This window comes from Hydrogenophaga sp. (genome assembly GCF_050182545.1).
Taxonomy (GTDB): domain Bacteria; phylum Pseudomonadota; class Gammaproteobacteria; order Burkholderiales; family Burkholderiaceae_C; genus Hydrogenophaga.
Genome location: NZ_JBFXCD010000006.1, coordinates 215321 through 237262 on the forward strand (window position 1 = coordinate 215321; position 21942 = coordinate 237262).

Below are 21942 nucleotides of genomic sequence, written 5' to 3' on the forward strand. Positions count from 1 at the left end.
CTTTCAACGGGAAGGTGTCGGGTGTTCAGGGTTGTCGGGGCGCGATGACGATCACGCTGCGGTTGCGGTCTTCCACGATCCACAGGCGGCCTTGCGCGTCGAAGCTGGCGCCGGCGGGCGTGCCGAGTGGCCGGACGCCGGCCTGCGCGTGCCAGCCGCGCACGAGGTCCTCGCGCGCGCCCAAGGGGCTGCCGTGTTCGTCGAGCCGCCAGGCCACGATGCGGTGGCCGCCCGCGCGGTAGCCATGCCAGACCGCGAGCAGCCGGCCGGCGAAGGGGCCGGTGGTCACGTGGCTCGGCGTGGTGAGCAACTGCAGCGGCGCCACATGCGCCGGCCATGCCGCATGCGCCGCGTTGTGGCCGCCGCAGCGCGCGCGGCCTTCGTAGCCACGCGCCACGACGGCCTTGCCACGCGCGTCGCTCACGCAATACGGCCAGCCGTAGGACGCACCATCCTTCAGTTCGTTGAGTTCTTCGGCGGGCAGGGTCGCGTCGGTGTAGTCCACCGAGTTTTCCGCCTGCCACAGGCGCACCGAGCCGTCGCGCGCGGTGGTGCTGGCCAGGCCGAGCGAATTGCGCAGGCCGGTGGCGAAGGGCCTGAAACTTTGCAGCGCGAAATCGTCGCCGCCGAAGGTCGCGACATACACCGCCGCGTGCGATTGCGGGCCGGTGAGTTCGGGGCAGGGCTCAGGCTGTTGCTGGTCGTCGCCCCGGCAGGCGTCGGTGAGCGATCCCATGTTGATCAGCAGGCGGCCGTCGGGCGTGAAGGCCAGTTCCTTGAGCGGGTGCGCGCCGCCCGTGGGCAGGTCGGTGATGACGTCCTGCCGCTGTACGGCATCGCCCACCGGCGTGCGCCACACCGTGCCGGCTTCGCCGATGTAAATGCGGCCATCGGGCCCCTTCGCCAGGCCGTGCGGTCGGTCCAGCCGGCTGGCGAGCACGCGCACGCGCCCGGGCTGGCCGCGCGGCACGTCGGTGCGCAGTTCCAGCAGGCGGCCGCGGCGCGGTTCCCAGTTGCCCATGTCGACGATCCAGAACCTGCCCGGTGCCACCTCCAGCAGTCGGCGCGGCATGCGCAGGCCGTCGCGCGCATCGGCCACGAGGCCGGCGCACCAGCCGGCCGGGACGCTCAGCGCGATGCCGGGGTGGCCGTTGCACGGCGTCTGTTCGGCGTAGGGCGTTGCCGCCTGGGCCAGGGTGGCCAGCAAGGCGGCCAGGGCAGCGACACAGCGGCGGATCATCGGCGCCGCTCCAGCAGCATCGCGTCGCCATAGCTGAAGAAGCGGTAGCGCTGCGCGATCGCGTGCGCATACAGCGCCTTGATGTGGTCAAAGCCGGCGAAGGCGCTCACCAGCATCATCAGCGTGGACTGCGGCAGGTGGAAGTTGGTGAGCATCAGGTCCACCACGCGGAAATCGAAACCCGGCGTGATGAAGATGTTGGTGTCGCCCGCCGTCTCGCCGCTGCGCGCCCAGCTCTCCAGCGTGCGCACGGTGGTGGTGCCCACGGCGAGCACACGGCCTCCGCGCGCGCGGCAATCGGCCAGCGCCTGCAACGTCGCCCGCGGGATGGCGTAGCGCTCGTGGTGCATCACGTGGTCTTCGATGCGCCCTGCTTTCATGGGCGCGAAGGTGCCCGCACCCACGTGCAGCGTGACGCTGGCGCGGCGCACGCCGCGCGCCTCCAGCGCGGCCAGCACCGCCTCATCGAAATGCAGCGCGGCGGTGGGCGCGGCCACTGCGCCGGGCACGCGGGCAAACACGGTCTGGTAACGGCGCTCGTCGTCGGCGTCGTCGCCATGGTCGATGTAGGGCGGCAGCGGCACGTGGCCATGGCGCGCCATCAGCTCGTACGGCGTCTCGCCGGCCGGGCCCTGCAAGCGAAAGCGGAACAGCTGGCCCTGTTCGTCGGGCCAGCGGCCGAGAAACACCGCGTCGAAGCCGCCACCGGCCAGGCCGCCCGCCATGTGCAGCACTCCACCGATCTGCGGCTTCTTGCTCACGCGCAGATGGGCCACCACCTCGTGGCCGCTGCCGTCCAGCGCTTCGTGCGGCAGCAGCACCCGCTCGATCAGCATCTCCAGCTGGCCGCCCGAGGACTTCTGGCCAAACAGGCGCGCCTTGACCACCTGCGTGTCGTTGAATACCAGCAAATCGCCTTCGCGCAGCAAGCCGGGCAGCTCGCGGAACACGCGGTCCACCGGCGGGCCGCCACTGCCATCGAGCAGACGCGAGGCGCTGCGCTCGGGCGCGGGGTGCTGGGCGATCAGCTCGGGGGGGAGGTGGAAGTCGAAGTCGGCGACGGTGTAGGGGCGCGCGACGGTGTCGGAAGGCGAGGAGGTCATGCTGCTTGAGGGCCGAACAAGGCCCGTGCCAAGTGAAAGGGAGCGGATGGGAACCGGGCAGAATTGTCCCATGCCCGATGCCTCCCCCGCCCGCAAGCCCCTGAGTGCCCCGCAGAAGGCCTTGCACAAGCTCGGGCTGGTGCGCGACATCGATCTGGCGCTGCACCTGCCGCTGCGCTACGAGGACGAAACCCGCATCGTCACATTGCGCGGCGCGCGCGACGGGCAACTGGCGCAGATCGAGGGCATGGTCACGCACAGCGAGATCAGCTTCCGCCCGCGCCGCCAGTTGCTGGTCACGGTGGACGATGGCACCGACACCTGCACGCTGCGCTTTTTCACCTTCTACCCCGCGCACCAGAAAACCCTGGCCGTGGGCGCGCGGGTGCGCGTGCGCGGTGAACTGCGCGGTGGCTTCCTGGGCTGGACCATGGTGCACCCGGCCTTCCACGCCGCCGGTGGCGAACTGCCCGATGCGCTGACGCCGGTCTACCCCACCAGCGCGCAACTGCCGCAGGCCTACATCCGCAAGGCGGTGGCCAGTGGCCTCAGGCATGCCGACCTGGACGAGACGCTGCCGCCCGCGCTGCTGGACGGCCTTCAGGCGGTGGTGCGCGGCACCTGGACGCTGCGCGACGCGCTGCAGTACCTGCACCACCCGGGGCCGGACGTGTCGCTCGACGCGCTGGAGGACCGCAGCCACCCGGCCTGGCAGCGCCTGAAGGCCGAGGAGTTGCTGGCGCAGCAGCTCTCGCAATTCACCGCGCGGCAGGAGCGCGCCGCGCTGAGCGCTCCGGCCCTGCGCGCCGCGCCCGGCGGCCTGCATGAACAGCTGCTGGCCGCCCTGCCGTTCGCGCTCACCACCGCGCAGCGCCGCGTGGGCGAGGAGATCGCACGCGACCTGCTGCGCCAGGTGCCCATGCACCGACTGCTGCAGGGTGATGTGGGTTCGGGCAAGACGGTGGTGGCCGCGCTCGCCGCGGCCATCGCCATCGACGCGGGCTGGCAGTGCGCGCTGATGGCGCCCACCGAGATCCTGGCCGAGCAGCACTTTGCCAAGCTCATCGGCTGGCTGGAACCGCTGCTCGCGCCCTTGGGCAAACGCGTGGCCTGGCTGACCGGCAGCCAGAAGAAAAAGCAGCGCACCGAGATGCTGGCGCTGATCGCCAGCGGCGAGGCCGCGCTGGTGGTGGGCACGCACGCCGTCATCCAGGAGCAGGTGCAGTTCAGGAACCTGGCGCTGGCCATCATCGACGAGCAACACCGCTTCGGCGTGGCGCAGCGACTGGCGCTGCGCAGCAAGATGGGATCGGGCATGACAGAGGGTGAACCCCACCTTCTGATGATGACCGCGACGCCGATTCCCAGAACGCTCGCCATGAGCTACTACGCCGACCTCGACGTCTCCACCATCGACGAGCTGCCGCCCGGGCGCACGCCCATCGTCACCAAGGTGGTGGCCGACAGCCGCCGCGCCGAGGTGATCGAGCGCATCCGCGGCCAGCTCGCGCAAGGCCGGCAGGTGTACTGGGTGTGTCCGCTGATCGAGGAGAGCGAGGCGCTGGATCTGTCCAACGCGACCGCGACGCATGCCGAGTTGAGCGAATCACTTCCGGGCGTCCTGGTTGGGCTGCTTCATTCGCGCATGCCGGTGGCCGAGAAGAAGGCAGTGATGTCGCTGTTCACGGCCGGGCAGATGGGTGTGCTGGTATCGACCACCGTGATCGAGGTCGGCGTGGACGTGCCCAACGCCTCGCTGATGGTGATCGAACACGCCGAGCGCTTCGGCCTCTCGCAACTGCACCAGCTGCGCGGCCGCGTGGGGCGCGGCGCGGCGGCCTCGGCCTGCGTGCTGATGTACACGCCGCCCGATGGCGGGCGCCTGGGCGAGACCGCGCGCGAGCGCCTCAAGGCCATGGCTGACACCAGCGACGGCTTCGAGATCGCGCGGCGCGACCTCGAAATTCGCGGCCCGGGCGAATTCCTTGGCGCGCGCCAGTCGGGCGCGCCGCTGCTGCGCTTTGCCGACCTCGCCACCGACACCCACCTGCTCGAATGGGCGCGCGAGGCCGCACCCGTGATGCTGGCGCAGCACCCGCAACGGGCCGAAAAGCACATCGCGCGCTGGCTGGGCGGCAAGGCCGAGTACCTGAAAGCCTGAGCGGCGCGCACTGCCACCCGTATGCGGGCGGGCCGGCGGAGCACAATAGGTGCCCATGACGCTGACCGAACTCAAGTACATCGTGGCCGTGGCCAGGGAGCGGCATTTCGGCAAGGCGGCCGAGGCCTGCTACGTCTCGCAGCCCACGCTGTCGGTGGCCATCAAGAAGCTGGAGGAAGAACTCGAGCTCAAGATCTTCGAGCGCAACGCCAGCGAGATCGCGGTGACGCCGCTGGGCGAGGAGATCGTGCGCCAGGCGCAGACCGTGCTGGAGCAGGCCGCCGCCATCAAGGAAATCGCCAAGCGCGGCAAGGACCCGCTGGCCGGGCCGCTGCGCCTGGGCGTGATCTACACCATCGGCCCCTACCTGCTCCGACCTGGTGCGCAACGTCATTGACCGCACGCCGCAGATGCCGTTGATGCTGCAGGAAAACTTCACCGTGCGCCTGCTGGAGCAACTGCGCCTGGGCGAGATCGACTGCGCCATCCTCGCCGAGCCTTTTCCGGACACCAACCTCGCCATCGCGCCGCTGTACGACGAACCCTTTCTGGCCGCCGTGCCGCACACGCACCCGCTGGCGCAGCAGGACCACATCACCAGCGAGCGGCTCAAGCGCGAGACCATGCTGCTGCTGGGCACGGGCCACTGCTTTCGCGACCACGTGCTGGAGGTCTGTCCCGAGTTCGCCCGTTTTTCCAACGACGCCGAGGGCATCCGCAAGAGCTTCGAGGGCTCCTCGCTGGAGACCATCAAGCACATGGTGGCCGCCGGCATGGGCGTGACCCTGGTGCCACGCCTGTCGGTGCCGTCGTCCGCGCTCGAGGGTGCGGCCAGGCCGGGGCAGGACTTCGGCGATTCGTCCTACGTGCGCTACCTGCCGTTCGAGGGTGAGGCGCCCACGCGCCGCGTGGTGCTGGCCTGGCGGCGCAGCTTCACGCGCTACGAGGCGATTGCCGAGTTGCGCAACGCCATTTATGCCTGCGAGTTGCCCGGGGTCAAACGCCTGTCCTGATCCCGTGCCTACACTGGAGGCACGCAACCGCTTTCTCACAAACCCAGGAGTCCCTTCATGGCCAAATCCGCCACCAAGACCGCCGCGCCCGTCATCAACATCGGCATTGCCGAGAAAGACCGTGCCGCCATCGCCAAAGGCCTGTCCAAGTTGCTGGCCGACACCTATACCCTGTACCTGACCACGCACAACTTCCACTGGAACGTGACCGGGCCAATGTTCAACACGCTGCACGCCATGTTCATGACCCAGTACACCGAGCTCTGGGGCGCGGTGGACCCGGTGGCCGAGCGCATCCGCTCGCTGGGCCATGCGGCACCGGGCTCTTACGCCCAGTTTGGCAAACTCGCCTCGGTGCCCGACGCGCCGGCCACCCCTCCGAAGGCGATGGAGATGGTGCGCATCCTCGTTCAGGGCCACGAAGCCGTGGCGCGCACCGCGCGCGGGCTGTTCCCCGTGGTGGACAAGGCCGGCGACGAACCCACCGCCGACCTGTTGACGCAGCGCCTGACGGTGCACGAGCAGACCGCGTGGATGCTGCGTTCACTGCTTGAAGAATGAGCGGACCCAGCCGCTTTTCCCTCTACCTCGACCTGATCCGCTGGAACCGGCCTGCGGGCTGGCTGCTGCTGCTGTGGCCCTCGCTGGGCGCACTGTGGGTGGCGGCCGGCGGATTTCCCGGCTGGCAACTGCTGGCGGTGTTCGTGCTCGGCACCATCCTCATGCGCAGCGCGGGCTGCTGCGTCAACGACGTGGCCGACCGCGAGTTCGACAAACATGTGAAGCGCACGGCGCAGCGCCCCATCACCTCGGGCAAGGTCTCGGTGCGCGAGGCCCTCGCGCTGGGTGCGGTGCTGGCGCTGACCGCCTTCGCATTGGTGCTCACCACCAACACACTCACGGTGCTGATGTCGTTCGCCGCGCTGGCCATCACGCTGGTCTACCCGTACGCCAAGCGCTACGTCTCCCTGCCCCAGGCGGTGCTGGGCGTGGCCTTCAGCTTCGGCGTGCCCATGGCCTTCGCCGCCGTGCAGTCGCAGGTGCCGCCGCTGGCCTGGGTGCTGATGGCCGGCAACCTGTTCTGGGTGCTGGCCTACGACACTGAGTACGCCATGGTCGACCGCGACGACGACCTGAAGATCGGCATGAAGACCTCGGCCATCACGTTGGGTGATGCCGACGTGCCCGCCGTCACCGCGTTCTACCTGGTGTACCTCGCGGTATGGACCGCGGCGCTCTGGGCCGTGGTGAACCCCTGGGTGTGGAGCGCCATGCTGCTGGTGGCGCTGGCGCAGGTGGCGTGGCACTTCCAGCTCATCAAGGACCGCACACGCGAAGGCTGCTTCAAGGCTTTCCGGCTCAACCACTGGTTGGGGTTCACGGTGTTTGTGGGTGTGGCGCTCGGGTTGGGTTGACGCACGCTGCGTTTAGGTCGTGATGCCTCGCGTGCCCACGGACGCGGTGTGCCCTGCTCCGCGGGTGTCCCCCGACGGCTGGTGCCGTCTCCTCCTTTACCCCGCTGCGCAGGGCACACCGCGTCCGTGGGCAGACAGGCGAGAGGGCGTGCGTGGCGCCGCCTCTGGCGAGCAGACCACGTGAAGGTCTGAGGACTTATGCGATCCGAGATCGCCTGTGCGCACTACGATGTTGCGAATCGGTCAAAAACGGACACTGTTGGCGCTATGAAATCAAGCACACCCCTCATTGAAACCTTCGCGCGACATCTGGTACCTGTCTATCTTGAATTGAGGAACTCGGATGGATCGTCGCTTCCGTTTCTTTTTTCAGCATTTGCAGTTCAAGTTCGAGGAAATTGGCTCCTTGTCACCGCAGGGCACTGTCTTCAGAAGGTCGGGGCGCTGAGGAATCAAGGCTGGTCAATAGAGAGAGCGCGACTGATAGATGCACTTTCGATCGCGTCAAAGTATTCGGACCCAGTCCCTTTTGACTATGACGCGGCCCTTCCCACTGTGCCACTCGACGGTGAGCTTATGGACTACGGCCTTTTGATCCTGGGCGACTTGGAGGCCGCTCAGTTGGAGGCAAACGGAGTTGTCCCTCTTGACGAGGGCGCTTGGCCTGACGATCAGGTAAGGCCGGAACTGTTCTTTGTATGCGGTGTGCCTGATCATGGCGCGCAGTTGGCAACTAATCAGGTTCGCCTCAAAGCCATAAGCGCGCTGCTGAAATCACTCGACACATGCCCTGCGGAACTCGAAGAGCATCCGCTTCGTTGCTACTTCGAGGTGGTTCCGACCGACCAACTACCCTCCATGGTCGGCATCAGTGGTGGCCCGATATTTGCCGCCAGGTTTGTCGAGGGCAGTATGAAGTACTGGATATGGGGAATCCAGTCTTCCCAAGCCGGCGCGTTTCCTATGAAGCCATACATCGCGGCAAACTTAGTTGCGCCTTTGGTGCGTTTTCTTGGCGAGGTTGCGGACGGTCAACATGCCGACTTGCTTGGCTAGGCGACAAGTTTTCAATGTCGGAGTCAATCCCACTTCACTCCTCGCCCGCCACTATCGCTCGCGGATGCGGTGCGCTCTGCGCAGCGGCATCAAGGAGGAGGGGCCGCAGGCCCCGGGGGACAGCCGCGGAGCAGAGCGCACCGCGTCCGCGAGCCGAGCGCGAGGCTTACTTCCCGAACTCGCGACCCAATTCCTCGGCGCGTTGCTGCGCCGCGAACAGCGCCTCTTCAAACTTCGCCTTCACACCCGCCGCCTCCATCGAGGTCAGCGCGGCATACGTCGTCCCGCCCTTGGACGTGACACGCTCGCGCAGCGTTTGTGGCGGATCTTCCGAACGTTGCGCCAGCGTGGACGCACCAACGAAAGTGCCCACCGCGAGCTGGTAGGCCACGTCGGGCGGCAGGCCCATGCGGGTGCCGGCGTCGCGCATGGCTTCGAGGAAATAGAACACGTAGGCCGGGCCTGAGCCGGAGATGGCGGTGACGGCGTCCAGGTCGCGTTCGGTGGCGACCCACACCAGATCGCCGGTGGTCTTCACCACCGTCTCCACCAGCGTGCGGTCGGCGTTGCTGGCGCCGGCGCGGGCGAACAGGCCGGTCATGCCCAGGCCGACCAGGGCGGGGGTGTTGGGCATGGCGCGCACGATGCGCTGGGTTTGCAGCCAGCCTGCCATGCTCTCGCTGGTGATGCCGGCGGCAACGCTCAGGTGCAGCGCGCTGCCCAGGTGGGGCTGGCTGGCGAGTGCGGCGTCCTTGAAGGTCTGCGGCTTGACGGCCCAGACCACGAGGTCCGACGGGCGCAGCTCCGCGCTGGCGGCGGCGTGCAGCGCAACGCCGGGGAATTGTTGCGCGAGCTTCGTGCGCTGCTCGTCCCAGGGTTCGACGATCTGCAGCGCGCTGGCCGGATGGCCCTGGCGCAGCAGGCCGCCGACGATGGCGCTGGCCATGTTGCCGCCGCCGATGAAGGTGATGGTGGGGTGGGTGCGGGTCGTCGTGCTCATCGCGCCATTGTCGCGCGCCGCCAGCGCCGCCGCGTGGTGCCAGTCAGGGCGCTGTCAGGGCGCGTTCAGGGTGCCACGGTCTGTCGCACCGCGTGTTCCCACTGCGCCATTTTTTCCGCCGCGCGTTCGCGCGACAACGTGGGGTGGAAGGTGCGTTCGGCGCGCCACTGTTTCGACAGTTCGTCCAGCCCGCCGTACACGCCGCTGTGCAGGCCGGCGAGGTAGGCGGCGCCGAGCGCGGTGGTCTCGATCACCGCCGGGCGCACCACCGGGATGCCGAGCAGGTCGGCCTGGATCTGCATCAGCAGGTCGTTGGCGCAGGCGCCGCCGTCCACGCGCAGTTCGCTCACCGGCACGCCGCCGGCGGCCACGGCGTCGCGGGCCATGGCGTCGAGCAGGGCCGCGCTCTGGAAGGCGATGCTTTCCAGCGCCGCGCGCGCGATGTGCGCGATGGTCGTGCCGCGCGTGAGTCCGGTGATGCTGCCGCGCGCCTCGGGCTGCCAGTAGGGCGCGCCCAGGCCGGTGAAGGCGGGCACCAGCACCACGCCCCCGGCATCGGGCACGCTCTCGGCCAGCGCCTGCACCTCGCTGCTGGACTGGATGGCCTTGAGGCCGTCGCGCAGCCACTGCACCACCGCGCCGCCGATGAACACGCTGCCTTCCAGCGCGTACTGCTGCGGCCCCGGCGGCTGCGCGGTGGCGGTGGTGATCAGGCCGTTCTGGCTGACCTGGAAGCGCTCGCCGGTGTGCATGAGCATGAAGCAGCCGGTGCCGTAGGTGTTCTTGGCCATGCCGGCGGTGAAACAGGCCTGACCGAAGAGAGCGCTTTGCTGGTCGCCCGCGACGCCGCCGATCTCCAGCGGCGCGCCCAGCCATTCGGTTTTCATCTCGCCGAAGTGCGCGCTCGACGGCAGGGCTTCGGGCATCAGGCTTTTCGGGATGTCGAGCAAGGCGAGCAGATCGTCGTCCCACTGGCAGGTGTGCACGTTGAAGAGCATGGTGCGCGAGGCGTTGCTCACGTCGGTGACGTGGCGCGCGCCGCCGGTGAGCTGCCAGATCAGCCAGGTGTCGACTGTGCCGAAGGCGAGTTCGCCGCGCTCGGCCTGGGCGCGCGCGCCGGGGACGTGGTCCAGCATCCACTTGAGCTTGGTGCCGGAGAAGTAGGCGTCGATGCGCAGACCGGTCTTTTGCAGCACGGTGTCGGCATGGCCGGCCTCGCGCAGTGCGGCGCAGGTGCCCTCGGCGCGCCGGTCCTGCCAGACGATGGCGTTGTAGACGGGCTCGCCGGTCAAGCGGCTCCACAGCAGCGTGGTTTCGCGCTGGTTGGTGATGCCCACGGCAGCGATCTGGTCGGCGCGCAGCCCGGCCTGTTTCAGCGCCTCGCGCGCCGTCTCCAGCTGGGTCTGCCAGAGGTCGCGCGGGTCGTGCTCGACCCAGCCGGGCTGTGGGTAGATCTGGCGGAACTCGCGCTGGGCCATGGTGACGACGCGGCCGGCGCGGTCGAACACGATGCTGCGCGAACTGGAGGTGCCCTGGTCCAGGGCAAGCAGGTAGGTCATGTCGCTGTCTCGAAAAAAGTTCAGGCGTTGTCGGCTCAGGTGTGGTTGATCTCGGTGCCGGCCAGCGCGCATTCGACATTGGCCGTGGCCAGCAGTTCGTCGAAAGGTGGCGGGGGCGGCAGGTCGGTGAAGACCACGTCGATGTCGTCCAGCCGTGCCAGCTCCACCATCGCGGGCCGGTTGAACTTGCTGTGGTCCGCGGCGAGCCAGACCTCGCGCGACTGTTCGACGATGGCGCGCGCCACCTTCACCTCGCGGTAGTCGAAGTCGCGCAGCGTGCCATCGGCCTCGATGCCGCTGATGCCGATCAGGCCGATGTCGACCTTGAACTGGCGCATGAAATCCACCGTGGCCTCACCCACGATGCCCTGGTCGGCGCCGCGCACCAGCCCGCCGGCGACGATCACCTCGCAGTCCGGGTTGGTGCTCATCAGCGAGGCGATGTGCAGGTTGTTGGTGATCACGCGCAGGCCGCGGTGGTGCTGCAGTTCGCGCGCGACCGCCTCGATGGTGGTGCCGATGTTCATGATCAGCGAGCAGCCGTTGGGCACGCGCCGCGCCACGCTGCGTGCGATGCGCGTCTTGGCGTCGGCCTGCATGGCCTGGCGCTGGCGGTAGGCGATGTTCTCGGTGGTCGATCCGGGCTGGCGCACGCCGCCATGGAAGCGCGAGAGCAGGCCGGCTTCGGCCAGGCGCTGCACGTCGCGCCGCACGGTTTGCAGCGTCACGCCGAAGCGTTCGGCCAGGGCCTCGATGGTCTGCGGGCCGTGGGCGCGCACTTCGTCCAGCAGTTGGGTGTGTCGGGGGTTGAGGTTCATCGGGCAGGTGGGCGCTGGAAGGAAGCTCGGCAAGGTCACCCGAACATAACGGAAATTCTTTTTGGCCCAGGTCAGGGTAAATACCGAATAAAAAGGAACAGAAACGAACAATAGAATCACCCAAGCGAAACGCAGCCGAACCGCGGCGTGCGTTTTTTCACATTGGGACATGCATGCAGCTTTCTCTGGAGCAGGTGGGCAAGACCGTCGGGCCCGCCGTTCACCTCTACCCCCAAAGCCTGAGCCTGGCGCCGCGCGCGGTGACCGTGCTGCTGGGCGCCACCCAGGCCGGCAAGACCAGCCTGATGCGCATCATGGCCGGCCTGGACACGGCCAGCACCGGCCGTGTGCTGGCCGATGGCGCGGATGTGACGCGCGTGCCGGTGCGCCAGCGCAACGTCGCCATGGTCTACCAGCAGTTCGTCAACTACCCCTCGATGACGGTGGCGCAGAACATCGCCTCCCCGATGCGCCTGCGCGGTGAGCGCGACGTGGAGCAGCGCGTGCGCGAACTCGCCGAGCGCCTGCACATCGAGATGTTTCTCGACCGCCTGCCGGCCGAGCTCTCGGGCGGACAGCAGCAGCGCGTGGCCCTGGCGCGTGCGCTGGCAAAAGGGGCGCCCTTGATGCTGTTCGACGAACCCCTGGTGAATCTGGACTACAAGCTGCGCGAGGAGCTGCGCGAGGAACTCACCCATCTTTTTGCCACCGGCGATTCCACCGTGGTCTATGCCACCACCGAGCCGGGTGAGGCGCTGCTGCTGGGCGGACACACCGCGGTGATGGATGCGGGCGAGCTGCTGCAGTACGGCCCGACCGCCGAGGTGTTTCACGCGCCCAAGAACATCCGCGTGGCGCGCGCTTTCAGCGACCCGCCCATGAACCTGATGGCCGCCGACGCGGTGGCCGGGGGCGTGCGGGTCGCCGGTGGCGAAGTCTGGCCACTGCAACTGCCCACCAGCGCGCCGGCCCGCCTGACGCTGGGCCTGCGCGCCGGCGGCCTGCGGGTGGTGGCGCGCGAGGGCGACGTGGCCATCCCCGGCCGTGTGGAACTCGCCGAGATCGCCGGCTCCGACACCTTCGTGCACGTGCACACGGCCGTGGGTGAACTGGTGGCGCAGCTTGGTGGCGTGCACGACTGCCCGCTCGGTGACCCGATCACGCTTTACCTGCAGCCTGGGAGCCTGTTTGTTTTTGACGCCGACGGGCCGTTGGTGCACGCGCCGGCGCGGGCCGGGAGGGCCGGCTGATGGCGCGCATCGAACTGGACCTGGCGCATGCCTACCGGCCCAACCCCACGCGGGACGAGGACTACGCGCTGCTGCCACTGAAGATGGCGTTCGAGGACGGCGGCGCCTACGCGCTGCTCGGGCCCTCGGGCTGCGGCAAGACCACCATGCTCAACATCATCTCGGGCCTGCTCGTGCCGTCCCAGGGCTCGGTGCAATTCGATGGCCGGGACGTGACGCGGCAAAGCCCGCAGCAGCGCAACATCGCGCAGGTGTTCCAGTTCCCGGTGATCTACGACACCATGACCGTGGCGCAGAACCTCGCCTTTCCCCTGAAGAACCGCAAGGTGCCCGAGGCCGAAATCAAGGACCGGGTGGGCCGCATCGCCGAGATGCTGGAGATGAGCCACCAGCTCGACATGCGCGCGGCCGGCCTCTCCGCCGACCAGAAGCAGAAGATCTCGCTCGGCCGCGGCCTGGTGCGCTCGGACGTGTCGGCCGTGCTGTTCGACGAGCCGCTGACGGTGATCGACCCGCACCTGAAATGGCAGCTGCGGCGCAAGCTCAAGCAGATCCACCACGAGCTCAAGCTCACGCTGATTTATGTGACGCACGACCAGGTGGAGGCGCTGACCTTTGCCGACGAGGTGGTGGTGATGTCGCGCGGTCGCGCGGTGCAGGTGGGCGCGGCCGAGGCCTTGTTCGAGCGCCCCGCACACACCTTCGTGGGCCACTTCATCGGTTCGCCCGGCATGAACTTCCTGCCCGCGACCAGCGTGCGCGGCGGCCTGCTGGTGCTGGAGCAGCCGCTCGCGCTCACCGCAGGCCAGGCCCTGCCCGAAGGCGAACTCAAGCTCGGCATCCGCCCCGAGTACCTGGCGCTGGGCGCCGCAGGCGAGGTCAACACCCTGCCCGCGACCGTGACGAGGGTGCAGGACATCGGCACCTATGTGATGGTCACCTGCGAGGCCGGCGGGCACCGGCTCAAGTGCCGGCTCGCACCCGAGGCAGAGGCACCCACGGCAGGCCAGACGGTTCATCTGCGCGTCCTGGGCCAGCACACCTGCTTCTACAAGAACGAGGAGCTCATTGGATGAGCGCAACGACCAAACCCGTGAACCAGAAGGCCTGGTGGCTCGTGCTGCCGGTGATCCTGTGCGTGGCCTTCTCGGCCGTGCTGCCGCTGATGACGGTGGTGAACTACTCGGTGCAGGACATCTTCTCGCCCGAGCGGCGCGTGTTCGTCGGCACCGAATGGTTTGCCGCCGTGATGCGCGACGAGGAACTGCACCTGGCGCTGTGGCGGCAGATCCAGTTCTCGCTCGCCGTGCTGCTGGTGGAGATCCCTCTGGGCATCGCGCTGGCGCTGTCCATGCCGGCGCAGGGCTGGAAGTCATCGGCCGTGCTGGTGCTGGTGGCGCTGTCGCTGCTGATCCCGTGGAACGTGGTGGGGACCATCTGGCAGATCTTCGGCCGGGCCGACATTGGCCTGCTCGGCTACTTCCTGCAGTGGGCCGGCATGGAGTACAGCTACACCGGCAATTCGGCGCACGCATGGTGGACGGTGCTGGCCATGGACGTGTGGCACTGGACGCCGCTGGTGGCGCTGCTGGCCTTCGCGGGCCTGCGCAGCATCCCCGACGCCTACTACCAGGCCGCCAGCATCGACGGCGCGAGCCGCTGGGCGGTGTTCCGCTACATCCAGCTGCCCAAGATGCGCGGCGTGCTCATGATCGCGGTGCTGCTGCGCTTCATGGACAGCTTCATGATCTACACCGAGCCCTTCGTGCTCACCGGCGGCGGCCCCGGCAACGCCACCACCTTCCTCTCTCAGTACCTCACGACCAAGGCAGTCGGCCAGTTCGACCTGGGCCCGGCCGCGGCGTTCTCGCTGATCTATTTCCTCATCATCCTGCTGTTCTGCTTCGTGCTCTACAACTGGATGCAGCGCCTGGGCACGTCCGGCAAGGAGCAGGGCCATGCATGAACGCCGCTTCCGCAAGAGGACGCTGTTCCTCGTCGCTTACCTCATCTTTGCCCTGCTGCCCATCTACTGGATGGTCAACATGAGCTTCAAGACCAACCAGGAGATCCTGTCGGCGTTCACGCTCTGGCCGGCGGAATTCACCTGGGACAACTACCGCACTATCTTCACCGACCCATCGTGGTACTCGGGCTACATCAACAGCCTGATCTACGTGGGCATCAACACCGTGATCTCGCTCACGGTCGCGCTGCCGGCGGCCTACGCCTTCTCGCGCTACCGCTTCCTGGGCGACAAGCACGTGTTCTTCTGGTTGCTCACCAACCGCATGACGCCGCCGGCCGTGTTCCTGCTGCCCTTTTTCCAGCTCTACACCACGTTGGGCCTGATGGACACGCACATCGCCGTGGCCATGGCGCACCTGTTGTTCAACGTGCCGCTGGCGGTGTGGATCCTGGAAGGCTTCATGAGCGGCATCCCGCGCGAGATCGACGAGACCGCCTACATCGACGGCTACAGCTTCCCGCGCTTCTTTTTCACCATCTTCCTGCCGCTGATCAAGGCCGGCGTGGGCGTGGCCGCGTTCTTCTGCTTCATGTTCAGCTGGGTCGAACTGCTGCTGGCGCGAACGCTCACCAGCGTGAATGCCAAGCCCATCGTGGCAACGATGACGCGCACGGTGAGCGCCAGCGGCATGGACTGGGCCACGCTGGCCGCCGCTGGCGTGCTCACCATCGTGCCGGGTGCGATCGTCATCTGGTTTGTGCGGCACTACATCGCGAAGGGCTTCGCGATGGGCCGCGTCTGAAACTTTGCGGGTCAGACCACGCGCAGCGTGCTCTGACCCCAACTGATTGGGGGTTTTATGTTTCAGTGGATGGTCTGGACCACGCCCGTGGCCGTTTTCTTCACCTGCATCGCGCTCATGCTCGTGGGCATGACCGTGTGGGAAATCAAGTCGCCCACGGTGGAGCGCAAGGGCTTCCTGCCCATGGTCACCACCCGCGGCGACCGCCTGTTCATCGGCCTGCTCGGCGCGGCCTACATCAACCTGGCTTTCATCGGCCTGGCGGGCTGGCTGGCCGAATGGCTCTCGCTGGAGCAGGAGCCGAGCATCTGGATCGCCTTTGTGACCTCCATGGCCTGGCTGCTGTGGGTGCTGCGCAAGGGTTGAACGCGCTTTCTTCGCGACATTCGGCCCTTTGCTTCCCCGGGGCCGAGACCTGTCACACACCGGGGAAGCACCTACCGCTCGAGGAGACAACATGAGATTGCGACACACGACACTGGCCCTGGCCGCGCTGCTGGCCATGGGTTCCCTGCCGGCGTGGGCCGACGAGGCCGCCGCCAAGAAGTGGATCGACAGCGAATTCCAGCCCTCCACCCTGAGCAAGGCGCAGCAGGCCGAGGAGATGAAGTGGTTCATCCAGGCCGCGGCCAAGCTCAAGGCCAAGGGCGTGAACGAGATTTCGGTCGTCTCCGAGACGATCACCACCCATGAGTACGAGAGCAAGACGCTGGCCAAGGCCTTCAGCGAGATCACCGGCATCACCGTCAAGCACGACCTGATCCAGGAAGGCGACGTGGTCGAGAAACTGCAGACCTCGATGCAGTCGGGCAAGTCGATCTACGACGGCTGGATCAGCGACTCCGACCTGATCGGCACGCACTACCGCTACGGCAAGATCATGAACCTGACGGACTACATGGCCGGCAAGGGCAAGGAGTTCACCAACCCGGGGCTGGACATCAAGGACTTCATCGGCACCAGCTTCACCACAGCGCCGGACGGCAAGCTCTACCAGCTGCCCGACCAGCAGTTCGCCAACCTGTACTGGTTCCGCGCCGACCTGTTCGCGCGTCAGGACCTGAAGGACAAGTTCAAGGCGAAGTACGGCTACGACCTGGGTGTGCCGCTGAACTGGAGCGCGTACGAGGACATTGCCGCCTTCTTCAGCGAGGACGTCAAGACCATCGACGGCAAGCCGATCTACGGCCACATGGACTACGGCAAGAAGGACCCGTCGCTGGGCTGGCGTTTCACCGACGCCTGGCTCTCGATGGCCGGCACGGCCGACATCGGCATCCCGAACGGCAAGCCGGTGGACGAATGGGGCATCCGTGCCTCGGCCGACGGCTGCAACCCGCTGGGTGCCAGCGTCTCACGCGGCGGCGCCACCAATTCGCCCGCCGCCGTCTATGCGCTGACCAAGTACGTCGACTGGATGAAGAAGTACGCGCCCAAGGAAGCCACCGGCATGACCTTCGGCGAAGCCGGCCCGGTGCCCGCGCAGGGCCAGATCGCGCAGCAGATCTTCTGGTACACCGCCTTTACCGCCGACATGACCAAGCCCGGCCTGCCGGTGGTCAATGCGGATGGCACGCCCAAGTGGCGCATGGCGCCCGGTCCGAACGGTCCCTACTGGAAGCAGGGCATGCAGAACGGCTACCAGGATGTGGGCTCGTGGACCTTCTTCGAGAAGCACGACGCCAACCGCACGGCCGCCGCCTGGCTCTACGCGCAATTCGTGACCGCCAAGACCACGTCGCTGAAGAAGACCATCGTGGGCCTGACGCCAATCCGCGAGTCCGACATCCAGAGCAAGGCCATGACCGACATGGCGCCCAAGCTCGGCGGTCTGGTCGAGTTCTACCGCAGCCCCGCGCGCGTGGCCTGGACGCCCACCGGCACCAACGTGCCCGACTACCCCAAGCTGGCCCAGCTCTGGTGGCAGAACGTGGCCCAGGCCGTGACCGGGGAGAAGACGCCCCAGGCCGCGATGGACAACCTGGCCGAGCAGATGGACCAGGTCATGAGCCGCCTGGAGCGCGCGGGCATGGAGCGCTGCGCGCCCAAGCTCAACCCCAAGGGCGATCCCAACAAGTACCTCAGCGACAAGGCAGCACCCTGGAAGAAGCTTGCCAACGAGAAGCCCAAGGGGGAAACCATCGCCTACGACCAGTTGCTCAATGCATGGAAGAATGGCAAGGCACGCTGATCTGATGCATCGGTTTTTGTAGCAACCTGCCTCCTGCACCGCCATGGTGCGGGAGGCCATCCCCTCATTCATGAAACGCGCAGACCTGCTTGAATCGCTGCCACGTCACGGTGTGTTCGACCTGGCGGTCGTCGGTGGCGGTGCCACCGGCCTCGGGGTGGCGCTCGATGCCGCGCTGCGCGGTTTCTCGGTGGTGCTGCTGGAGTCGCACGACTTCGCCGGCGGCACCTCCTCGCGGTCCACCAAGCTGCTGCACGGCGGTGTGCGCTACCTCGCGCAGGGCAACCTCGCGCTCGTGCGCGAGGCGCTGGCCGAGCGCGCCACCGTGCTGCGCATCGCGCCGCACCTGGCGCAGCCGCTGCCCTTCGTCATGCCGTCCTACCGGTGGTGGCAGACACCTTTCTATGGCCTGGGCCTCAAGCTCTACGACCTGCTGGCAGGTGGCGCCGGCCTGGGGCGCACCGAATTCCTCGATCGGGACGCGGCTCTGCGGGCGTTGCCCGGGGTGAACCCGGCCGGCCTGCGCGGCGGCGTGAAGTACTGGGACGGCCAGTTCGACGATGCCCGCCTGGCGCTGGCGCTCGCGCGCAGCGCCGAGGCCGCGGGAGCCCGCGTGCTGAATTACGCAGAAGTCACGGCGGTGCGCCAGATCGCCGGGAGCGAGACGCCGCTGTCGACACTGGAAGTGGTCGACCGCCGTGGTGGCCTCACGCTGCAACTGCAGGCGCGCTGCGTGGTCAATGCGACCGGCGTCTGGGTGGACGCCCTGCGCGACCACACCCAGCCGGCGGCCACCCAGGGAGCGCCGTCCCGCATGGTCAGCCCGAGCCAGGGCGTGCACGTGGTGGTCGACCGCGACTTCATGCCCGGAGGGCACGCCCTGCTGGTGCCCCGGACGCGCGATGGCCGGGTGCTGTTTGCCGTGCCCTGGCTGGGCAAGCTGGTGCTGGGTACCACCGACACCCCCCGGGGCGACCTCGCGCGCGAACCCGATGCGTTCGCCGAAGAGCTGGAATTCATCCTTGGCGAGGCCAGCCAGGCGCTGAGTCGCCCGGTGCGCCGCGAGGACATTCGCAGTCTCTGGGTGGGGCTGCGTCCACTGGTCGCGGCACCTGAAGCGGCCCAGGGCGGGACCAAGGTGTTGTCACGCGAGCACACCATCGTGGTCGATGCCAATGGTCTGGTCACGGTCACGGGCGGCAAATGGACCACCTACCGCGCCATGGCCGAAGACGTGCTCGAACGTTGCTTCGCCAGCCACTTGCTGCCGCGCCGGCCGGGTGGCCTGAGTGCCACTCACGCGCTGCTGGGTGCGGCGGCGACCGCCAGTCCTGCCACGCCCATTCATGCGGCGCCGGGGCTGCACCTGTATGGCACCGAAGCGCCCCAGGTGACCGCCTGCCCCGGGAAGGGGCAGGCGCTGGGCGCGGGGCTGACCGAGGCGATGGTGCGCTATGCAGCCCGTTTCGAGCATGCCCATACCGTTGAAGACGTGCTGGCACGGCGCTGGCGTGTGCTCTTCCTGGACGCCGCCGAAGCTGCCCGCATGGCCCCTGCGGTGGCAGCCATCCTGGTGGAGGAACTGGGCAGCGACCCGGAACTCGAGCCATTCCAGGCCCTGTGCGCCCGGTACTTGCCAATTGCTCCCTGACTTGGTTGACCGACCCTGAAAGTCATGCCATAATGCGCGGCTTCGCTTGAAAAAGCGGAGAGCTATCTGCCCACCGAAGCGGGTCAGCACGGCAAAAGCCGGGCTGACCTTCGACGACGGGCCCAAGACTGATCACTCCCGGCCGTGGTGGCTGGGGGGATTCAAGTTGGGACTTAAATCAAATGATTCAAACGCAATCTCGACTCGATGTTGCTGACAACACGGGCGCGAAGTCCGTGATGTGCATCAAGGTGCTCGGCGGCTCCAAGCGTCGTTACGCCAGTGTGGGCGACGTCATCAAAGTCACCGTCAAGGAAGCTGCGCCGCGTGGCCGCGTCAAAAAAGGCGAGGTGTACAACGCCGTGGTGGTTCGCACCGCCAAGGGTCTTCGCCGCCAGGACGGCGCCCTGATCAAATTCGACGGCAACGCGGCAGTGTTGCTCAACGCCAAACTGGAGCCCATCGGCACCCGCATCTTCGGACCTGTCACGCGCGAGCTGCGCACCGAGAAGTTCATGAAGATCGTGTCGCTGGCGCCCGAGGTTCTCTGAGGAATCATCATGAACAAGATTCGTAGTGGCGATGAAGTCATCGTGATTGCCGGTCGCGACAAAGGCAAGCGCGGCAAGGTGCTGCAGCGCAGCGACGACAGCCGACTGGTGGTCGAAGGCGTGAACCTCGTCAAGAAGCATGCCAAGCCAAACCCGATGAAGGGCATCACCGGCGGCATCATCGAAAAGACCATGCCCATCCACCAGTCCAATGTGGCCATCTTCAATGGCGCCACGGGCAAGGCGGATCGCGTGGGCATCAAGCTCCTGGCCGACGGCAAGAAAGTGCGCGTCTTCAAGTCCAGCGGCGAAGAAATCAAGGTGGCATGACCATGGCACGTTTGCAAGAAGTTTTCCGCGACACCATCGCCCCGGACCTGATGAAGAAGTTCGGCTACAAGTCGACCATGGAGGTGCCGCGTATCACCAAGATCACGCTCAACATGGGTGTGAGCGAGGCTGTGGCCGACAAGAAAGTCATGGACAACGCGGTGGGCGACCTGACCAAGATCGCCGGCCAGAAGCCGGTGGTGACCAAGGCCCGCAAGGCCATCGCCGGGTTCAAGATCCGCGAGCAGCAGGCCATTGGCTGCATGGTGACCCTGCGTGGTGCTCGCATGTACGAATTCCTGGACCGCTTCGTCACCGTGGCGCTGCCGCGTGTGCGCGACTTCCGTGGTATTTCCGGCCGCTCGTTTGACGGTCGTGGCAACTACAACGTGGGCGTCAAGGAACAGATCATCTTCCCCGAGATCGAGTACGACAAGGTGGATGCCTTGCGCGGTCTCAACATCAGCATCACGACGACCGCCAAGAACGATGAAGAGTGCAAGGCTCTTCTGGCTGGTTTCCGTTTCCCGTTCAAGAACTGAGGTGGCGCGTGGCTAAACAAGCACTACTCCAACGTGAACTCAAGCGCGAGAAACTCGCCGCCAAGTTCGCCAAGAAATACACCGAGCTCAAGGCAACGTCCAGCGATGCCAAGAAGAGCGAAGAAGAGCGCGATGCAGCCCGTCTGGCGCTGCAAAAGCTGCCCCGCAACGCGAACCCGACCCGTCAGCGCAACCGCTGCGAGATCACCGGTCGCCCGCGTGGCACCTTCGCTCACTTCGGCCTGGCCCGCGCCAAGGTCCGTGAGATGGCATTTGCCGGTGAGATTCCCGGCGTCACCAAAGCCAGCTGGTAAGCATTAGGAGAAGCACAAATGAGCATGAGTGATCCTATTGCCGACATGTTGACCCGCATCCGCAACGCGCAGATGGTCGAGAAGGCCGTCGTGACGATGCCGGCCTCCAAAGTCAAGGCCGCGATCGCCCAGGTCCTGAAGGACGAGGGCTACATCGATGGCTTCCAGGTCAAGAGCGCCGATGGCAAGAATGAGCTTGAGATTGCCCTCAAGTACTACGCCGGCCGCCCCGTGATTGAGCACATCGAGCGTGTGAGCCGTCCCGGACTGCGCGTCTACCGGGGGCGCAATGCCATTCCTCAGGTTCAGAACGGCCTGGGCGTGGCCATCGTCACCACGCCGCAGGGCGTGATGACCGACCGCAAGGCGCGCGCCACTGGTGTCGGTGGCGAAGTCCTGTGTTACGTCGCCTGATGCGGGCATTGAGGAGAAACTGATGTCACGTATTGGAAAACTGCCGGTCGCCGTCCCTGCCGGGGTGGAGATCGCGTTCAAGGACAACCAGATCAACGTCAAGGGTGCCCTGGGTGCCCTGGCCCTGACGCAGAACGCGCTGGTCAAGGTGGAGAACAACGCTGGCACGCTGACGTTTGTTCCCGCGGATGACTCGCGCGAAGCCAACGCCATGTCGGGCACCATGCGCCAACTGGTCAACAACATGGTCAACGGCGTGAGCAAGGGCTTCGAGAAGAAGCTGACGCTGTTGGGTGTGGGTTACAAGGCGCAGGCGCAAGGCGCCAAGCTCAACCTGACGGTTGGCTATTCCCATCCAGTGGTGATGGACATGCCCGCCGGCATCAAGGTGGAAACCCCGACGCCAACTGAAATCGTCATCAAGGGTTCCGACCGCCAGCGTGTGGGTCAGATCGCTTCCGAGGTGCGAGCCGTTCGCCCTCCCGAGCCCTACAAGGGCAAGGGCATCCGCTATGCGGATGAGAAGGTCGTGATCAAGGAAACCAAGAAGAAATAAGGACCAG

At 66.8% G+C, this 21942-nt stretch carries 22 protein-coding genes and 1 pseudogene; 18 read left to right on the forward strand and 5 right to left on the reverse strand.

Annotated features, from left to right (window positions below; all coding sequences use genetic code 11):
• Positions 1-25 precede the first annotated feature (25 nt).
• Positions 26-1240, reverse strand: coding sequence for a PQQ-dependent sugar dehydrogenase (locus AB7P10_RS09135; protein ID WP_428293532.1), 1215 nt, complete (start codon positions 1238-1240; stop codon positions 26-28).
• Positions 1237-2343, reverse strand: a complete 1107-nt coding sequence (gene queA, locus AB7P10_RS09140) for a tRNA preQ1(34) S-adenosylmethionine ribosyltransferase-isomerase QueA (RefSeq protein ID WP_428293533.1) — start codon at positions 2341-2343, stop codon at positions 1237-1239. The genes AB7P10_RS09135 and queA overlap by 4 nt, the downstream gene beginning before the upstream one ends.
• A 70-nt stretch (positions 2344-2413) precedes the next feature.
• Between queA and recG the strand changes: the two genes are divergently transcribed.
• The 5 genes and pseudogenes from recG (at position 2414) to AB7P10_RS09165 (ending at position 7988) form a co-directional block, all read left to right on the forward strand.
• Positions 2414-4504: an ATP-dependent DNA helicase RecG gene (gene recG / locus AB7P10_RS09145; protein ID WP_428293534.1), complete on the forward strand. Its 2091-nt coding sequence runs from the start codon at positions 2414-2416 to the stop codon at positions 4502-4504.
• A gap of 55 nt (positions 4505-4559) precedes the next feature.
• A pseudogene (locus tag AB7P10_RS09150) lies at positions 4560-5517 on the forward strand (hydrogen peroxide-inducible genes activator).
• A gap of 57 nt (positions 5518-5574) precedes the next feature.
• Positions 5575-6078, forward strand: a complete 504-nt coding sequence (locus AB7P10_RS09155; RefSeq protein WP_428293535.1) for a Dps family protein — start codon at positions 5575-5577, stop codon at positions 6076-6078.
• Entirely contained in the window at positions 6075-6932 is an 858-nt protein-coding gene (gene ubiA, locus AB7P10_RS09160; RefSeq protein WP_428293536.1) for a 4-hydroxybenzoate octaprenyltransferase, read from the forward strand. The genes AB7P10_RS09155 and ubiA overlap by 4 nt, the downstream gene beginning before the upstream one ends.
• A gap of 267 nt (positions 6933-7199) precedes the next feature.
• On the forward strand, positions 7200-7988 hold the full coding sequence (locus tag AB7P10_RS09165; RefSeq protein ID WP_428293537.1) for a hypothetical protein: 789 nt from the start codon (positions 7200-7202) through the stop codon (positions 7986-7988).
• Positions 7989-8154: 166 nt separating this feature from the next.
• Here the strand turns inward: AB7P10_RS09165 and proC are convergent, their stop codons facing one another.
• The 3 genes from proC to AB7P10_RS09180 form a co-directional block, all read right to left on the reverse strand.
• Positions 8155-8988 carry a pyrroline-5-carboxylate reductase gene (gene proC / locus AB7P10_RS09170; protein ID WP_428293538.1) on the reverse strand — a complete coding sequence of 278 codons (834 nt, stop codon included), beginning with the start codon at positions 8986-8988 and terminating at the stop codon, positions 8155-8157.
• A gap of 65 nt (positions 8989-9053) precedes the next feature.
• Positions 9054-10547 (reverse strand): glycerol kinase GlpK, encoded by a 1494-nt coding sequence (glpK, locus tag AB7P10_RS09175; protein ID WP_428293539.1) that lies wholly within the window; start codon positions 10545-10547, stop codon positions 9054-9056.
• 35 nt (positions 10548-10582) lie between these two features.
• On the reverse strand, positions 10583-11365 hold the full coding sequence (locus AB7P10_RS09180) for a DeoR/GlpR family DNA-binding transcription regulator (protein WP_428293540.1): 783 nt from the start codon (positions 11363-11365) through the stop codon (positions 10583-10585).
• Positions 11366-11538: 173 nt separating this feature from the next.
• On the opposite strand from AB7P10_RS09180, the gene AB7P10_RS09185 reads away from it, so the two are divergent.
• The 13 genes from AB7P10_RS09185 to rplF all read left to right on the forward strand — a co-directional run bounded on the left by AB7P10_RS09185 (position 11539) and on the right by rplF (position 21935).
• Complete coding sequence (locus AB7P10_RS09185) at positions 11539-12615, forward strand: ABC transporter ATP-binding protein (protein ID WP_428293541.1); 1077 nt, start codon at positions 11539-11541, stop codon at positions 12613-12615.
• Positions 12615-13691, forward strand: a complete 1077-nt coding sequence (locus AB7P10_RS09190; RefSeq protein ID WP_428293542.1) for an ABC transporter ATP-binding protein — start codon at positions 12615-12617, stop codon at positions 13689-13691. Before AB7P10_RS09185 ends, AB7P10_RS09190 begins: the two co-directional genes overlap by 1 nt.
• Complete coding sequence (locus AB7P10_RS09195; protein WP_428293543.1) at positions 13688-14581, forward strand: carbohydrate ABC transporter permease; 894 nt, start codon at positions 13688-13690, stop codon at positions 14579-14581. Before AB7P10_RS09190 ends, AB7P10_RS09195 begins: the two co-directional genes overlap by 4 nt.
• Positions 14574-15386 (forward strand): carbohydrate ABC transporter permease, encoded by an 813-nt coding sequence (locus tag AB7P10_RS09200; protein WP_428293544.1) that lies wholly within the window; start codon positions 14574-14576, stop codon positions 15384-15386. Before AB7P10_RS09195 ends, AB7P10_RS09200 begins: the two co-directional genes overlap by 8 nt.
• Positions 15387-15443: 57 nt before the next feature.
• A complete protein-coding gene (locus AB7P10_RS09205) occupies positions 15444-15752 on the forward strand; it encodes a DUF2160 domain-containing protein (RefSeq protein ID WP_428293545.1) in 309 nt (102 codons plus the stop codon).
• 91 nt (positions 15753-15843) lie between these two features.
• Positions 15844-17577, forward strand: coding sequence for an ABC transporter substrate-binding protein (locus AB7P10_RS09210; protein WP_428293546.1), 1734 nt, complete (start codon positions 15844-15846; stop codon positions 17575-17577).
• Positions 17578-17647: 70 nt separating this feature from the next.
• A complete protein-coding gene (locus AB7P10_RS09215; protein WP_428293547.1) occupies positions 17648-19228 on the forward strand; it encodes an FAD-dependent oxidoreductase in 1581 nt (526 codons plus the stop codon).
• 182 nt (positions 19229-19410) lie between these two features.
• Positions 19411-19779, forward strand: coding sequence for a 50S ribosomal protein L14 (gene rplN, locus AB7P10_RS09220; RefSeq protein ID WP_428293548.1), 369 nt, complete (start codon positions 19411-19413; stop codon positions 19777-19779).
• Between the two features lie 9 nt (positions 19780-19788).
• Positions 19789-20109: a 50S ribosomal protein L24 gene (rplX, locus tag AB7P10_RS09225; RefSeq protein WP_066267894.1), complete on the forward strand. Its 321-nt coding sequence runs from the start codon at positions 19789-19791 to the stop codon at positions 20107-20109.
• Between the two features lie 2 nt (positions 20110-20111).
• Positions 20112-20651, forward strand: coding sequence for a 50S ribosomal protein L5 (gene rplE / locus AB7P10_RS09230; RefSeq protein ID WP_297396180.1), 540 nt, complete (start codon positions 20112-20114; stop codon positions 20649-20651).
• 8 nt (positions 20652-20659) lie between these two features.
• Positions 20660-20965, forward strand: a complete 306-nt coding sequence (rpsN, locus tag AB7P10_RS09235; RefSeq protein ID WP_428293549.1) for a 30S ribosomal protein S14 — start codon at positions 20660-20662, stop codon at positions 20963-20965.
• Positions 20966-20983: 18 nt separating this feature from the next.
• Positions 20984-21379, forward strand: coding sequence for a 30S ribosomal protein S8 (rpsH, locus tag AB7P10_RS09240; RefSeq protein WP_428293550.1), 396 nt, complete (start codon positions 20984-20986; stop codon positions 21377-21379).
• Positions 21380-21401: 22 nt separating this feature from the next.
• The gene (gene rplF, locus AB7P10_RS09245) at positions 21402-21935 is read left to right on the forward strand and encodes a 50S ribosomal protein L6 (RefSeq protein WP_428293551.1); all 534 of its coding nucleotides are present in this window, start codon (positions 21402-21404) and stop codon (positions 21933-21935) included.
• The last annotated feature ends 7 nt before the right edge of the window (positions 21936-21942 follow it).